The 13,924-nt window shown below is 63.6% G+C and carries 14 protein-coding genes; 8 read left to right on the forward strand and 6 right to left on the reverse strand.

Annotated features, from left to right (window positions below; translation table 11 throughout):
• Positions 1-58: 58 nt before the first annotated feature.
• Entirely contained in the window at positions 59-775 is a 717-nt protein-coding gene (locus CKW22_RS09370; protein ID WP_033701131.1) for an SIMPL domain-containing protein, read from the reverse strand.
• A gap of 201 nt (positions 776-976) precedes the next feature.
• Here CKW22_RS09370 and CKW22_RS09375 point away from each other — a divergent pair, with 201 nt between their 5' ends.
• From CKW22_RS09375 to CKW22_RS09390, 4 genes are all read left to right on the forward strand, one after another.
• Complete coding sequence (locus CKW22_RS09375; protein ID WP_033701130.1) at positions 977-2,233, forward strand: ATP-binding protein; 1,257 nt, start codon at positions 977-979, stop codon at positions 2,231-2,233.
• Entirely contained in the window at positions 2,233-2,793 is a 561-nt protein-coding gene (locus tag CKW22_RS09380) for a response regulator transcription factor (protein WP_033701129.1), read from the forward strand. Before CKW22_RS09375 ends, CKW22_RS09380 begins: the two co-directional genes overlap by 1 nt.
• A gap of 162 nt (positions 2,794-2,955) precedes the next feature.
• Complete coding sequence (locus CKW22_RS09385) at positions 2,956-3,897, forward strand: AEC family transporter (RefSeq protein WP_095064048.1); 942 nt, start codon at positions 2,956-2,958, stop codon at positions 3,895-3,897.
• A gap of 56 nt (positions 3,898-3,953) precedes the next feature.
• Positions 3,954-5,315 carry an amino acid permease gene (locus CKW22_RS09390; protein WP_033701127.1) on the forward strand — a complete coding sequence of 454 codons (1,362 nt, stop codon included), beginning with the start codon at positions 3,954-3,956 and terminating at the stop codon, positions 5,313-5,315.
• Positions 5,316-5,450: 135 nt separating this feature from the next.
• On the opposite strand, the gene CKW22_RS09395 is transcribed toward CKW22_RS09390, so the two are convergent.
• The 5 genes from CKW22_RS09395 to gatC form a co-directional block, all read right to left on the reverse strand.
• On the reverse strand, positions 5,451-6,494 hold the full coding sequence (locus CKW22_RS09395; RefSeq protein ID WP_033701126.1) for a calcium/sodium antiporter: 1,044 nt from the start codon (positions 6,492-6,494) through the stop codon (positions 5,451-5,453).
• A gap of 59 nt (positions 6,495-6,553) precedes the next feature.
• Complete coding sequence (locus CKW22_RS09400; RefSeq protein WP_033701125.1) at positions 6,554-6,928, reverse strand: septal ring lytic transglycosylase RlpA family protein; 375 nt, start codon at positions 6,926-6,928, stop codon at positions 6,554-6,556.
• A 173-nt stretch (positions 6,929-7,101) separates the two neighbouring features.
• Positions 7,102-8,547 (reverse strand): Asp-tRNA(Asn)/Glu-tRNA(Gln) amidotransferase subunit GatB, encoded by a 1,446-nt coding sequence (gatB, locus tag CKW22_RS09405; protein WP_033701124.1) that lies wholly within the window; start codon positions 8,545-8,547, stop codon positions 7,102-7,104.
• A gap of 11 nt (positions 8,548-8,558) precedes the next feature.
• Positions 8,559-10,010, reverse strand: coding sequence for an Asp-tRNA(Asn)/Glu-tRNA(Gln) amidotransferase subunit GatA (gene gatA, locus CKW22_RS09410; protein ID WP_033701123.1), 1,452 nt, complete (start codon positions 10,008-10,010; stop codon positions 8,559-8,561).
• A 15-nt stretch (positions 10,011-10,025) separates the two neighbouring features.
• Positions 10,026-10,313 carry an Asp-tRNA(Asn)/Glu-tRNA(Gln) amidotransferase subunit GatC gene (gene gatC, locus CKW22_RS09415; RefSeq protein WP_027595588.1) on the reverse strand — a complete coding sequence of 96 codons (288 nt, stop codon included), beginning with the start codon at positions 10,311-10,313 and terminating at the stop codon, positions 10,026-10,028.
• A gap of 204 nt (positions 10,314-10,517) precedes the next feature.
• Between gatC and mreB the strand changes: the two genes are divergently transcribed.
• From mreB to CKW22_RS09435, 4 genes are all read left to right on the forward strand, one after another.
• Positions 10,518-11,555, forward strand: a complete 1,038-nt coding sequence (gene mreB, locus CKW22_RS09420) for a rod shape-determining protein MreB (protein ID WP_003255163.1) — start codon at positions 10,518-10,520, stop codon at positions 11,553-11,555.
• Positions 11,556-11,750: 195 nt separating this feature from the next.
• Complete coding sequence (mreC, locus tag CKW22_RS09425; protein ID WP_241380773.1) at positions 11,751-12,782, forward strand: rod shape-determining protein MreC; 1,032 nt, start codon at positions 11,751-11,753, stop codon at positions 12,780-12,782.
• Positions 12,782-13,270, forward strand: coding sequence for a rod shape-determining protein MreD (gene mreD, locus CKW22_RS09430; RefSeq protein ID WP_019473693.1), 489 nt, complete (start codon positions 12,782-12,784; stop codon positions 13,268-13,270). Before mreC ends, mreD begins: the two co-directional genes overlap by 1 nt.
• A gap of 33 nt (positions 13,271-13,303) precedes the next feature.
• A complete protein-coding gene (locus CKW22_RS09435) occupies positions 13,304-13,915 on the forward strand; it encodes a nucleoside triphosphate pyrophosphatase (RefSeq protein ID WP_033701122.1) in 612 nt (203 codons plus the stop codon).
• The last annotated feature ends 9 nt before the right edge of the window (positions 13,916-13,924 follow it).

Raw genomic sequence — 13,924 nt, forward strand, 5'->3', positions numbered from 1 at the left:
TAAAAGTGGCCCTGCTGTGGGGCTGGCCAGAAGGGGGCGCAACGCGCCCCACTGTGCCTCAAGGCATCTGAACTTCGATCAAGCCATCGGCATTCATGCTGACTTCGCTGGTGCCCGCCTCGATATCCGGCGCCGGTGCCGCTTCGTCACCCGCCATAGCCTTCATGGCCATCGGTGCGCTGCGCATATAAGGGCGCGGGTAACCGCTGCTGTTGAGGTTCAGGTTGACCACTTTGTAGCCCTTGCCCCCCAGTGCCTCGGTGGCCAACTGAGCGCGTGCCTTGAAGGCATTGACGGCGTCCTTGAGCAGGTCGTCCTCGCTGGCCTTGCGCGTGGCCGGGGCGATGGAGAAGTCCATGCCGCCCATTTTCAGCGCCTGCAACAGGTCGGCGGTCAGTTGCGACAGGGCTGGGAAGTTGGCGCTCTCCAGGCGCAGCTCGGCACGTTCACGCCAGCCGGTGATCTTTTGCCCTTTGCTGTCGTACACCGGGTAGCTGTTGCGGCTGCCCTGGCTGATCTTCACGTCCTTGACCTGGCGAGACTGCTGCACAGCCTTGTTCATGGTCTCGGTGATCTCTTTGGCAAGCTTGCCCGGGTCGCTGTTCTGCGCTTCGCTGTAGAGGGTCACGACCATCAGGTCGCGCGGCACTTCCTTGCTGACTTCGGCACGCAGCGATACCTGGTTGTAGCGCGGCTCTTCGGCCGCCAGCGCAGGCAGGCTGGCGAGCAGCCCGCACGACAGGATCAGGGCAGTGCCGCGACGAGGGATTTGCATGTAAGACTCCTTGGCAATAAAAGGGCGTGGGATCTGGTCTCCATTCCACGCATGGCCCATCAGACCGGGAACAGTGTAGTGGGTTCAAAAGTGCCACTATGCACCTGTGACAAAGTGTGGCGCTTTGCCGCATCGCTGCAGTGAGGCGCCCGGCTTCGGTATACTCCAGCCGATTTTCTGGAGCACTCATCAGGAGAGCTCATGCTCGCTGACGTACAACCGTTGTCCGCTACCCGTCAGAACCTCTGGCGCCTGACTGTCATCCGCGTGCTGGTCCTGGCTGCCCAGGCAGGCTCGGTGGGCGTCGCCTACTGGACTGACCTGCTGCCCTTGCCATGGTTTTCGCTGGCAGCAACGCTGGCCCTGTCGTCCATCCTGTGTGCGTTCACCGCGTTGCGCTTGCGCCTGTCGCTGCCGGTCACTGAACTTGAGTATGCACTGCAGCTTGCCTGCGACCTGTTGATCCACAGTGCCTTGCTGTATTACTCCGGCGGCTCGACCAACCCGTTCGTTTCCTATTACCTGGTGCCGCTGGCCATTGCCGCGGTGACCTTGCCCTGGCTCTATTCGTTGATCCTTTCGGGCATCGCGCTGACGGCCTACAGCTTGCTGCTGGTGCAGTTCTACCCGCTTGAAGGGCTGCCGATGGCGCGGGACAAGATGCAGGTCTACGGCATGTGGCTGAGCATCGCCCTGGCGGCCGCAGTCATCACCTTCTTTGCCGCGCGCATGGCCGAGGAGCTGCGGCGCCAGGAACAACTGCGCTCCGAGCGCCGTGAAGAGAGCCTGCGCGATGAGCAATTGCTGGCCGTGGCCACCCAGGCCGCCGGCGCTGCCCATGAGCTGGGCACACCGCTGGCGACCATGAGCGTACTGCTTAACGAAATGCGCCAGGACCACCCGGACCCTTTGTTGCAGGAAGACCTGCAGATCCTTCAGGACCAGGTCAAACTGTGCAAAGAAACCTTGCAGCAACTGGTGCGTGCCGCCGAGGCCAATCGCCGCCTGGCCATGGTCGAGCAGGACGTCACCGTCTGGCTGGACGAGGCGCTCAACCGTTGGCACCTGATGCGGCCCGAAGCCAGTTACCGCTTCCAGCGCCTCAGGGACGGCCAGGTACCTCGCCTGACGCCGCCACCTGACCTGACCCAGGCCCTGCTGAACCTGCTGAACAATGCAGCCGACGCGTGCCCGGACGACCTTGAGGTGCGCCTGGACTGGGACGCCGAGGACATTGTCATCAGCATTCGTGACCATGGCCCTGGTGTGCCCCCGGCAATCGCCGAAGCGATTGGCAAACCCTTTATTACCACCAAGGGCAAAGGCTTCGGCCTGGGCCTGTTCTTGAGCAAGGCCAGCGTGACGCGTGCGGGCGGTTCGGTGAAACTCTATAGTCATGAGCAGGGTGGCACCCTGACCGAACTGCGCCTGCCCCATGGCAAGCGAGGAGATGAATGATGAGTGAAGATATCCAGGTTGAAGGCGAAGAGCTGCCGCACCTGCTGCTGGTGGATGACGATGCCACCTTTACCCGGGTCATGGCGCGCGCCATGAGCCGCCGCGGGTTCCGCGTGAGCACCGCAGGCTCGGCTGAGGAGGGGCTGATCCTGGCCCAGCAGGACCTGCCGGACTACGCCACGCTGGACCTGAAGATGGAAGGTGACTCGGGGTTGGTGCTGTTGCCCAAGCTGCTGGAGCTGGATCCGGAGATGCGGGTGGTGATCCTCACCGGTTACTCGAGCATCGCCACCGCAGTCGAGGCGGTCAAACGCGGTGCCTGCAACTACCTGTGCAAGCCGGCCGATGCTGACGATGTACTTGCGGCGCTGCTTTCCGAGCACGCTGACCTGGATGCCCTGGTGCCGGAAAACCCGATGTCGGTCGACCGCCTGCAGTGGGAGCACATCCAGCGCGTGCTGAACGAACACGAAGGCAATATCTCGGCCACGGCGCGGGCGTTGGGCATGCACCGGCGGACCTTGCAGCGCAAGCTGCAGAAGCGACCGGTTCGGCGCTGACCCGTTCGCGGGGCAAGTCCGCTCCCACAAATCATGGGAGCGGGCTTGCCCCGCGAAAGGTCCCTGGCTGTCAGACACTTCTCTGTATCGCATCCCGATCCCCGCAACTCGCAGCCGTTGACGTATCATTAGCCCCCTGACGGCAACTCCCTGCAGGATCGCATGCTCGCCCTTCTTATCCAGACGCTGAACATCACGGCGCCCGTTTTCGCCATGCTGTTCATGGGCATACTGCTCAAACGCATCCACTTGATCGACGACAACTTCAACCGTGTCGCGTCGCAGCTGGTGTTCAATGTCTGCATGCCGGCGCTGCTGTTCCTGGGCATCTACCACGCCGACCTGGCGGCCGCGGTCAAACCCGGCGTCATCCTGTATTTCGTCGCTGCCACCCTGGTAGGCTTCGCCGTGGCCTGGGGGCTGGCCCTCTGGCGTTGCCCGCCGGCAGACCGCGGCATCTACACCCAAGGCGCATTTCGCGGCAACAACGGCGTGATCGGCCTGGCGCTGGCCGCCAGCCTGTACGGCGACTACGGTATCTCGCTAGGGGCGGTGCTGGCAGGCCTGGTGATCCTCCTGTACAACTCGCTGTCGGCGGTGGTGCTGGCGGTGTACAGCCCGGACCTCAAGTCCGACCCGTGGAGCATCTGCAAGAGCATCTTCAGCAACCCCTTGATCCTCAGCGTGCTGGTGGCAACGCCCATGGCCTACGGCCAGGTGCCGCTGCCCAACTGGTTGCTCACCTCGGGCGACTACCTGGCGCAGATGACCCTGCCGCTGGCGCTGATCTGCATTGGCGGTACCCTGTCGCTGGCGGCGCTGCGTGACAGTGGCAGGCTGGCGATCGATGCCAGCCTGGTGAAGATGGTCTGGTTGCCGCTGGTCGGCACGTTGGGTGCCTGGCTGTGCGGTTTCCGCGGTGCCGAGCTGGGCATCCTGTTCCTGTACATCGGCAGCCCTACCGCAGCGGCCAGCTACGTGATGGCACGGGCGGCCAATGGCAACCATGAATTGGCTGCCTCGATCATCGTGATCACGACGCTAATGGCGGCGATCACCACCAATATCGGTATTTTCATCTTGCAGTGGGGCGGATGGATCTAGATCCTTGACTGCAAATAACAGCAATAACACTGCCTCACTGAGCTAAAGGACACTTCATGCAAGACCAGAGCACGCCCGAGCGCTTGCAGCGCGGGTTGAAGAACCGCCATATCCAGCTGATCGCGCTGGGTGGGGCCATCGGCACGGGGCTGTTTCTGGGGATCGCCCAGACCATTCAGCTGGCTGGACCTTCCGTTTTGCTGGGCTATGCCATTGCCGGCCTGATGGCCTTCTTCATCATGCGCCAGCTTGGCGAAATGGTGGTCGAAGAGCCGGTCGCCGGCAGCTTCAGCCACTTTGCCCACCAGTACTGGAGCGAATTCGCAGGCTTCGTCTCGGGCTGGAACTACTGGGTGGTGTACGTGCTGGTGGGCATGGCCGAGCTGACGGCGGTGGGCATCTATGTGCAGTACTGGTGGCCAGATTTCCCTACTTGGGCGACGGCGGCGATCTTCTTCGTGGTCATCAACCTCATCAACCTGACGCAGGTGAAAGTCTACGGTGAGATGGAGTTCTGGTTCGCCCTGGTCAAGGTGGTGGCCATCGTCAGCATGATCGGCTTTGGTGCCTGGCTGCTGAGCAGCGGCCATGGCGGCCCGGATGCCAGCGTGGCCAACCTGTGGCAGTACGGTGGTTTCTTCCCTAACGGCGTCACTGGCCTGGTCATGGCCCTGGCCGTGATCATGTTCTCCTTCGGTGGGCTGGAGCTGGTGGGGATCACCGCTGCCGAGGCGGACAACCCGCGTCAGAGCATCCCCAAGGCCACCAACCAGGTGGTCTACCGCATCCTGATTTTCTACATTGGCGCCTTGGCGGTGCTGCTGTCGCTGTACCCATGGCAGAAGGTGGTGCAGGGGGGCAGCCCGTTCGTGATGATCTTCCATGAGCTGGACAGCGACTTGGTGGCGACCATCCTCAACGTCGTGGTGTTGACGGCTGCGCTGTCGGTTTACAACAGTTGTGTCTACGCCAACAGCCGCATGCTGTTCGGCCTGGCCAGCCAGGGCGATGCGCCGCGCCAGTTGCTCAAGGTCAGCCGCAGTGGCGTCCCGCTGACGGCGCTGGGCGTTTCGGCGTTCGCCACCGGCCTGTGCGTACTGATCAACTACCTGATGCCGGGGGAAGCCTTCGGTTTGCTGATGGCCCTGGCGGTGTCGGCGCTGGTGATCAACTGGGCGAGCATCAGCATTACCCACCTGAAGTTCCGCAAGGCCAAGCTGGGCGCGGGCATTACCCCGTTTTATCAGAGCTGGGGGCACCCGATTACCAATTACCTGTGCCTGGCGTTCATCGTGCTGATTCTGGTGGTGATGTACCTGACGCCGCCGATTCGTATTTCGGTGATGTTGATTCCAGGGTGGATCGCGGTGCTGTGGGTGGCGTTCCGGTTGAAGAAGGCGCGGCAGGCCAAGGGGTGAGGGGCTGACAAGCGCCTGGCTTGAGCCTTGTGGGGCCTGTGAGATCGAGCGCCGCCCGCGCGGCGCTCGATCTCACAGGCGCAGCAAACCGCAAGGCATGCACCTGGCAGCCATCACGCTACCCCTTACGGCACCTCAATGCTGTCGGCGCCAGGCGCGCACGGTGGTATATAGCAACACCACCGCTAGCACCGGCAGCACATAAAACAGCATGAGCCGTTCCAGGCGCCCGGCCAGTGGCATGCCGGTGGTGAAGGCCACCACATGCAGCCCATAGGCCAGGTACAGGCAAAGGAACACCAAGCCTTCAGCGCGGGTAATCCGGTACCCCGAATAAAACACCGGCAGGCTTAGCGCCGCCACACCCAGCATCACCGGCAAGTCAAAGGCCAGTGCGTTGGGTGAGATCGACAGCGGCTCTGGCGTGATCAGCGCAGTCAGCCCCAATACCCCCAGCAGGTTGAACAGGTTGCTGCCGATCACCGTGCCCACGGCGATCTCCCGTTCGCCGCGAAGGGCGGCGATCATCGCCGCCGCCAACTCTGGCAGCGACGTGCAGACCGCCACCACGGTCAGGCCGATGATGCGTTCGGACAGCCCCAGGTCGGTCGCTACCTCGACGACGGCTTCCAGCAGCAGGTGCCCGGCCAGGCTCAGCAGGCCAAGGCCGAGGGCAATCTGCAACAGGGCGCCAGACCAGAAGCGTGCGCCGCTGACGGTGATGACGCTGGGCGCGGGGTAGGTGCGGGCGTAATGCCGCGATTGGTGCCAGAGCATGCCCAGGTAGCCCACCAGTGCCAACAGCAGCAGCAGGCCCTCCCAGCGGCCCAGGTAGCCATTGGCGGCGAGCGCATACACCAGCGCGCTGGCGACGATCATCAGGGGGATATCCAGGCGCACCAGCTGGCGTGATACGCGCAGCGGGATGATCAGCGCGGCCAGGCCGAGAATTACCAGCACGTTGAAGATATTGCTGCCGATCACGCTGCCGACTGCGACATCGGGTGCGCCTTGGTAGGCAGCCTGCAGGCTTACGGTGAGCTGCGGCGCGGTGCTGCCGAAGGCCACCAGGCTCAGGCCGATGATCAATGGCCGCACGTGCAGGCGCAGGGCCAGGCGCAGGGCCACACGTACCAGTAGCTCTGCACCGCAGGCCAGCAGCACGAGGGCGACGCCCAGTTGCAGGAGGCTGAAGGTGGGAAGGGTGGCGAGGTCGAAAATGGTCGGGCTCCAGTCGGTCAGTCGCTCAGACCTTGTACCCGGACGCGCGCCGTTCCGCTACGGAGCATGCCGATTTTTTCTGCTGCGGCGCGTGACAGGTCGATCAGCCGGCCACGTGTGTGCGGGCCGCGGTCGTTGATGCGCACCACCACGCTGCGTTGGTTGGCAAGGTTGGTGACCAGCACCTTGCTGCCGAAGGGCAGGCTGCGGTGAGCGGCGGTGAGGCCATGCTGGTTGAAAGGCTCGCCACTGGCCGTGCGTTTGCCGTGGTGGCGGGCGCCGTAATAGGAGGCGGTACCGGTCTGGTTGTAGCCGCGAGGGTCGATGTCGTGGCTGGCGCAGCCGGCCAGCAGGGAGAAGAGTGCGAGGGTGCCGAGGGATCGTTTTAGCAAGTCGAAAGCTCCGGTGCTGCCGTTGGGGCTGCTGTGCGGCGTTCGCGGGGCCAGTCGGATCGCCGCACCGCCGCTCCCACAGCTACTGGGCTGCGCAATACCTGTGGGAGCGGCGGTGCGGCGATCCGACTGGCCCCGCGAACGAGGGCAAAGCCCTCGCCGCTTTTTTCAGCTCAGCCTTCGAGCTTGGCTTTGAGCAATTGGTTCACTTGCCCAGGGTTGGCCTTGCCCTTCGACGCTTTCATCGCCTGGCCGACGAAGAAGCCGAACATCTTGCCACGCTTGGCCTCGTCGGCAGCGCGGTATTGTTCGACCTGTTCGGCGTTGGCAGCCAGCATCTCGTCGAGCATCGTCTCGATTGCACCGGTGTCGGTAACCTGCTTCAGGCCACGGCTTTCGATGATGCTGTCGGCATCGCCTTCACCGGCGGCCATGGCTTCGAACACGGTCTTGGCAATCTTGCCGCTGATGGTGTTGTCGCGAATCCGCAGCAACATGCCACCGAGCTGCTCGGCACTGACCGGCGCCTGGTCGATCTCGATACCCAGCTTGTTCAGCAGGCTGCCCAGCTCGACCATGACCCAGTTGGCGGCCAGCTTGGCGTCGCCGCCAATCTTCACCACTTCTTCGAAGTAGTCCGCCTGTTCACGGCTGGAGGCCAGCACGTTGGCGTCGTAGGCCGACAGGCCGTACTGGCTCTGGAAGCGCTCGACCTTTTGCGGTGGCAGCTCGGGCAAGCCGGCACGGATGGTGTCGAGGAAGCTGTCCTCGATGACCACCGGCAGCAGGTCCGGGTCGGGGAAGTAACGGTAGTCGTTGGCTTCCTCCTTGCTGCGCATGGAGCGGGTCTCGTCCTTGTTCGGGTCGTACAGGCGGGTTTCCTGGATGACCCTGCCACCGTCTTCGATCAGGTCGATCTGGCGCTGGATCTCGCTGTTGATCGCACGCTCGATGAAGCGGAACGAGTTGACGTTCTTGATCTCGCAGCGGGTGCCGAACTCGGCTTGGCCCTTGGGGCGGATCGACACGTTGCAGTCGCAGCGCAGCGAGCCTTCGGCCATGTTGCCGTCGCAGATGCCCAGGTAGCGCACCAGGGCGTGGATGGCCTTGACGTAGGCCACGGCCTCCTTGGCGCTGCGCATGTCCGGCTCGGAGACGATTTCCAGCAGCGGCGTGCCGGCACGGTTCAGGTCGATGCCGGTAGAGCCGCTGAAGTCTTCGTGCAGGCTCTTGCCGGCGTCTTCTTCCAGGTGCGCACGGGTAACCCCGATGCGCTTGATGGTGCCGTCTTCCAGGGCGATATCCAGGTGGCCCTTGCCGACGATCGGCAGCTCCATCTGGCTGATCTGGTAGCCCTTGGGCAGGTCGGGGTAGAAGTAGTTCTTGCGCGCGAACACGTTGCGCTTGCCGATCTCGGCGTCGATCGCCAGGCCGAACATGCAGGCCATGCGCACGGCTTCCTGGTTTAGCACCGGCAGTACGCCGGGCATTCCCAGGTCAACCAGGCTGGCCTGGGTGTTCGGCTCGGAGCCGAAGGTGGTGGCGCTGCCGGAGAAGATCTTCGACTGGGTAGCGAGCTGGGTATGAATTTCCAGCCCGATCACAACTTCCCATTGCATGTGTGAACTCCTCAGAAGCCGTTGGGGGCACGGGTGTGCCAGTCGGTCACTTGCTGGTAGCGGTGCGCGACGTTGAGCAGGCGGCCTTCCTGGAAGTACGGCGCCAGCAACTGCACACCAACGGGCAGGCCATCGACGAAGCCGGCCGGCATCGACAGGCCGGGCAGGCCTGCCAGGTTGGCGGTGATGGTGTAGACGTCTTCAAGGTAGGCGGCGACTGGGTCGCTGCTCTTGGCGCCGAGCTTCCAGGCCGGGTTCGGCGTGGTCGGGCCAAGGATCAGGTCGACGTCGTTGAACGCGGCCATGAAGTCGTTCTTGATCAGGCGGCGGATCTGCTGCGCCTTGACGTAGTAGGCGTCGTAATAGCCGGCCGACAGGGCGTAGGTGCCGACCATGATGCGGCGCTGCACTTCGGCGCCGAAGCCTTCGCCACGCGAACGCTTGTACAGGTCGGTCAGGTCTTTGGGGGCTTCGCAGCGGTAGCCGAAACGCACGCCATCGAAACGCGACAGGTTGGAGGACGCTTCAGCGGGCGCGATCACGTAGTACGCCGGGATGGCATGCTGCATGTTCGGCAGGCTGATTTCCTTGACCACGGCGCCGAGCTTTTCCAGCTCCTTGACGCTGGCTTGCACCCGTTCGGCGATGCGCGGGTCGAGGCCGGCGCTGAAGTATTCTTTCGGCAGGCCAATGCGCAGGCCTTGCAGCGAGGCGTTGAGGTTGGCGCTGTAGTCCGGCACCGGTTCTTCGATGCTGGTGGAGTCCTTGGCGTCGAAACCGGCCATGCCTTGCAGCAGCAGCGCGCAGTCTTCGGCGGTACGGGCCAGCGGGCCGCCCTGGTCGAGGCTGGAGGCGTAAGCGATCATGCCCCAGCGCGAAACACGACCGTACGTCGGTTTCAGGCCGGTCAGGTTGGTCAGCGCTGCCGGCTGTCGGATCGAGCCGCCGGTGTCGGTGCCAGTGGAGGCTGGCAGCAGGCGCGCGGCGACGGCAGCAGCCGAGCCACCGGACGAGCCGCCAGGCACGTGCTCGAGGTTCCACGGGTTTTTCACCGGGCCATAGTGGCTGGATTCGTTGGCCGAACCCATGGCGAATTCGTCCATGTTGGTCTTGCCCAGGGTGACCATGCCGGCTTCGGCCAGCTTGGCGACCACGGTGGCATCGTACGGCGCCTTGAAGTTGTCGAGCATCTTCGAGCCGCAGCTGGTGCGTACACCGTTGGTGCAGAACAGGTCCTTGTGGGCGATCGGCGCGCCCAGCAGTGCACCGGCCTCGCCAGCGGCGCGGCGGGCGTCGGCGGCACGGGCCTGGCCCAGGGCCAGCTCTTCGGTGACGCTGATGAAGCTGTTGATTTGCGGGTCGAGTTGCTTGATGCGCGCCAGCAGGGCGCCCGTCAGCTCTTCGGAGGAAAACGACTTGTCGGCGAGTCCGCGGGCGATCTCGGCCAGGGTCAATTGATGCATGGCAGGCTCTATCCCTTACTCGATGACTTTGGGAACCAGGTACAGACCGCTTTCGGTCGAGGGTGCGATGGCCTGGTAGGCCTCGCGCTGGTTGCTTTCGGTGACCTGGTCGGGACGCAGTCGCTGGCTGGCCTCCAGGGGGTGGGCCAGGGGCTCGATGCCCGTGGTGTCGACCGCTTGCATCTGGTCGACCAGCCCGAGAATGCTGTTCAGTGCATCGGTAATGCGTGGCAGTTCGCCATCATTCAGCCCCAGACGGGCCAGATGGGCGATCTTTTCCACGTCGCAGCGTTCAAGCGCCATGGGGATCTCCAGGGGGAACAAAGAACGGAATAAGGTCCGTGATGAGGAACATGTCGGCATTCTGGCGGTCATACGGCCGCGATCATCTGCTGGCGTGCTCGGAAAAACGACCAATTTAACATATTGGCTCCTTGCCCAAAATCCCTGCCATTGTTAGAGTTTGCCGCACTTTTTTACCCACGCTTTCCCCAGGGTCACTTTCCCATGTTCAAGAAACTGCGTGGCATGTTTTCCAGCGATCTTTCCATCGACCTGGGTACTGCCAACACCCTTATTTACGTGCGTGAGCGCGGTATCGTCCTGAATGAGCCCTCGGTTGTTGCCATCCGTACCCATGGCAATCAGAAAAGCGTCGTCGCCGTCGGTACCGAAGCCAAACGCATGCTGGGCCGTACGCCCGGCAACATTGCTGCCATTCGTCCGATGAAGGACGGCGTCATCGCCGACTTCAGCGTTTGTGAAAAAATGTTGCAGTATTTCATCAACAAGGTTCACGAGAACAGCTTCCTGCAGCCCAGCCCTCGCGTGCTGATCTGCGTGCCGTGCAAGTCGACCCAGGTAGAGCGCCGCGCGATTCGCGAGTCGGCCCTGGGTGCCGGTGCCCGCGAAGTCTTCCTGATCGAAGAGCCAATGGCCGCCGCCATCGGTGCCGGCCTGCCGGTTGAAGAGGCCCGTGGCTCGATGGTCGTCGATATCGGCGGTGGTACCACCGAAATCGCGCTGATCTCCCTCAACGGTGTGGTCTATGCCGAATCCGTGCGGGTTGGCGGCGATCGCTTCGACGAAGCCATCGTCACCTACGTGCGCCGCAACTACGGCAGCCTGATTGGCGAGTCCACCGCCGAGCGTATCAAACAGGAAATCGGCACCGCCTACCCGGGCGGCGAAGTGCGCGAAGTCGATGTCCGTGGCCGTAACCTGGCCGAGGGCGTACCGCGTGCCTTCACCCTGAACTCCAACGAAGTGCTCGAAGCGCTGCAGGAATCGCTGGCGACCATCGTTCAGGCGGTCAAGAGCGCCCTGGAGCAGTCGCCGCCGGAGCTGGCCTCCGACATCGCCGAGCGCGGCCTGGTGTTGACCGGTGGTGGCGCACTGCTGCGCGACCTCGACAAGCTGCTGGCCCAGGAAACCGGCCTGCCGGTGATCGTCGCCGAGGACCCGCTGACCTGTGTCGCCCGTGGCGGCGGTCGCGCCCTGGAGATGATGGACAAGCACGCGATGGACCTGCTCTCCAGCGAGTGATCCTGCTCGCGGCTCATGAGCGCCCGGTTTACAGGTAGCACGCACAGTGCTACCTGTATGCGCTGGGCTGGCGTCCGTTTGGGCGTCGTTTCCGTCAACCCGCAACCAGGCTGGTGCGTTGTCCCATGTCCAATGACCTCCTGAGTCGTCCACGAGGAACGGCCCATTAAACCGCTTTTCTCCAAGGGCCCTTCGCTGGGCGTTCGTCTACTCGTATTGGTGGTGCTGTCGATCGCGTTGATGGTGGTCGATGCGCGCTTTGCCGTGCTCAAGCCTGTGCGCAGCCAGATGGGCATGGTGTTGATGGAATCGTACTGGATCACCGATTTGCCGCAGCGCTTGTGGCAAGGCGTGGCGGGCCAGTTCGGCAGCCGTACCGAACTGATCGCGGAAAACGAAAAGCTCAAGACCGAGGCCCTGCTGTTGCAGGGGCGCCTGCAGAAGCTGGCGGCCCTGACCGAGCAGAACGTGCGCTTGCGTGAGTTGCTCAACTCTTCGGCCCTGGTCAACGAAAAGGTCGAAGTGGCCGAACTGATCGGCGTCGACCCCAACCCGTTCACCCACCGCATCCTGATCAACAAGGGTGAGCGCGATGGTGTGTTCCTCGGCCAGCCGGTGCTCGATGCCCGCGGCCTGATGGGCCAGGTGGTCGAATTGATGCCTTACACCTCGCGGGTGCTGTTGCTGACCGATACCACCCATAGCATTCCGGTGCAGGTCAACCGCAATGGCCTGCGCGCCATCGCCAGCGGTACCGGCAACCCGGAGCGGCTGGAGCTGCGCCATGTGGCCGATACCGCCGACATCAAGGAAGGCGACCTGTTGGTCAGCTCCGGTATGGGCCAGCGCTTCCCGGCCGGCTACCCGGTGGCCACGGTCAACGAAGTGATTCACGACTCCGGCCAGCCGTTTGCCATTGTCCGCGCCATCCCTACCGCCGCACTCAACCGCAGCCGCTACATGCTGCTGGTGTTCAGTGACCGGCGTACCCCGGAACAGCGCGCCACCGACGCGGCGATTGCGCAGGAAGAGGCCGACCGCAAGGGCACCGCGGTGAGTGTTCAGCCTGGCGCCAATGGCGAGCAGGCCGCACCTGCCGGTACCGCAACCGCGCCCGTCGCGCCCGCAACTCCGGCAGCCCCTGCCACGCAGCCCGCTGCTGCGCCTGTAGCGCCTGCGGCACCCGCCGTGCCAGCGGCAGCGCCCGCTCAACCCCGGAGGCAATGATGGCTGCATCACGCCGCAACAACGGCTGGGTCATCTGGCTGACATTCGCCATTGGCTTGCTGCTCAGCGTCTCGCCCATGCCTCAGTTCATGGAAGTGTTCCGGCCCATGTGGCTGGCGCTGCTGGTATCGTTCTGGACCCTTGCCGTGCCGAGCAAGGTCGGCATGACCACGGCCTTCGTGCTGGGCCTGGCCGAGGATGTGCTGTATGGCACGTTGCTTGGGCAGAACGCGCTGATCCTGACCCTGATCACCTTCCTGGTGCTGTCGCTGCAGCAGCGCCTGCGCATGTTCCCCATGTGGCAGCAGAGCCTGGTGATCCTGGTGATCTTCGGCATCGCCCAGCTGATACAGCTATGGCTCAGCGCGCTGACCGGCAACCGCCTGCCGACCCTGGCGCTGGTGTGGTCGGCGGTCATCAGCGCCTTGCTCTGGCCATGGATCAGCTTTGCCCTGCGCGACCTGCGCCGACGCTTGCACATAAATTGACGGCGTTGCCGCGACTGACAGGGAGATGTCTACATGAACCCGTTTTACCTGGCCTCTGGCTCGCCCCGTCGTCGTGAACTGCTGACTCAGATCGGCGTACCGTTCACTACAGTAAGCGCCCCCATCGATGAAACCCCGCTGGCCAATGAAGGTGCCCAGGCCTATGTCGAGCGCCTCGCCCGGGCCAAGGCCGAAGCTGGCCTTGCCAGCCTGAAGGGCCCGGCGGTGGTGCTGGGCGCAGACACCGCAGTGGTCCTCGATGGCCGTATTCTCGGCAAACCTGAAAACCGTGAACATGCCCTGGCCATGCTGGCCGACTTGTCTGGCCGCGAACATCAGGTATTGACCGCTGTCGCCCTGAGCGATGGGGCGCGCACCCTGAGCCTGTGCGTCACCAGCAGTGTGCGCTTTCGTGCCATCAGCGCCGATGAAGCAGCGCGCTACTGGGCCAGCGGTGAGCCTGCCGACAAAGCCGGCGGTTATGCCATCCAGGGGCTGGGCGCAGTGTTCGTCACCGGCCTTGCAGGCAGTTACTCTGCGGTGGTGGGTTTGCCGCTGAGCGAGACCGCCGATCTGCTCGCCGGGTTCGGCATCGCCTGCTGGCAACTGCCTGCGCTTTCTCCAGAGGTAACAAAGCCGCAGTAGCCAGCGCTG

This window comes from Pseudomonas sp. Irchel s3f19 (assembly GCF_900187555.1).
In the GTDB taxonomy this organism is placed as follows: domain Bacteria; phylum Pseudomonadota; class Gammaproteobacteria; order Pseudomonadales; family Pseudomonadaceae; genus Aquipseudomonas; species Aquipseudomonas capeferrum.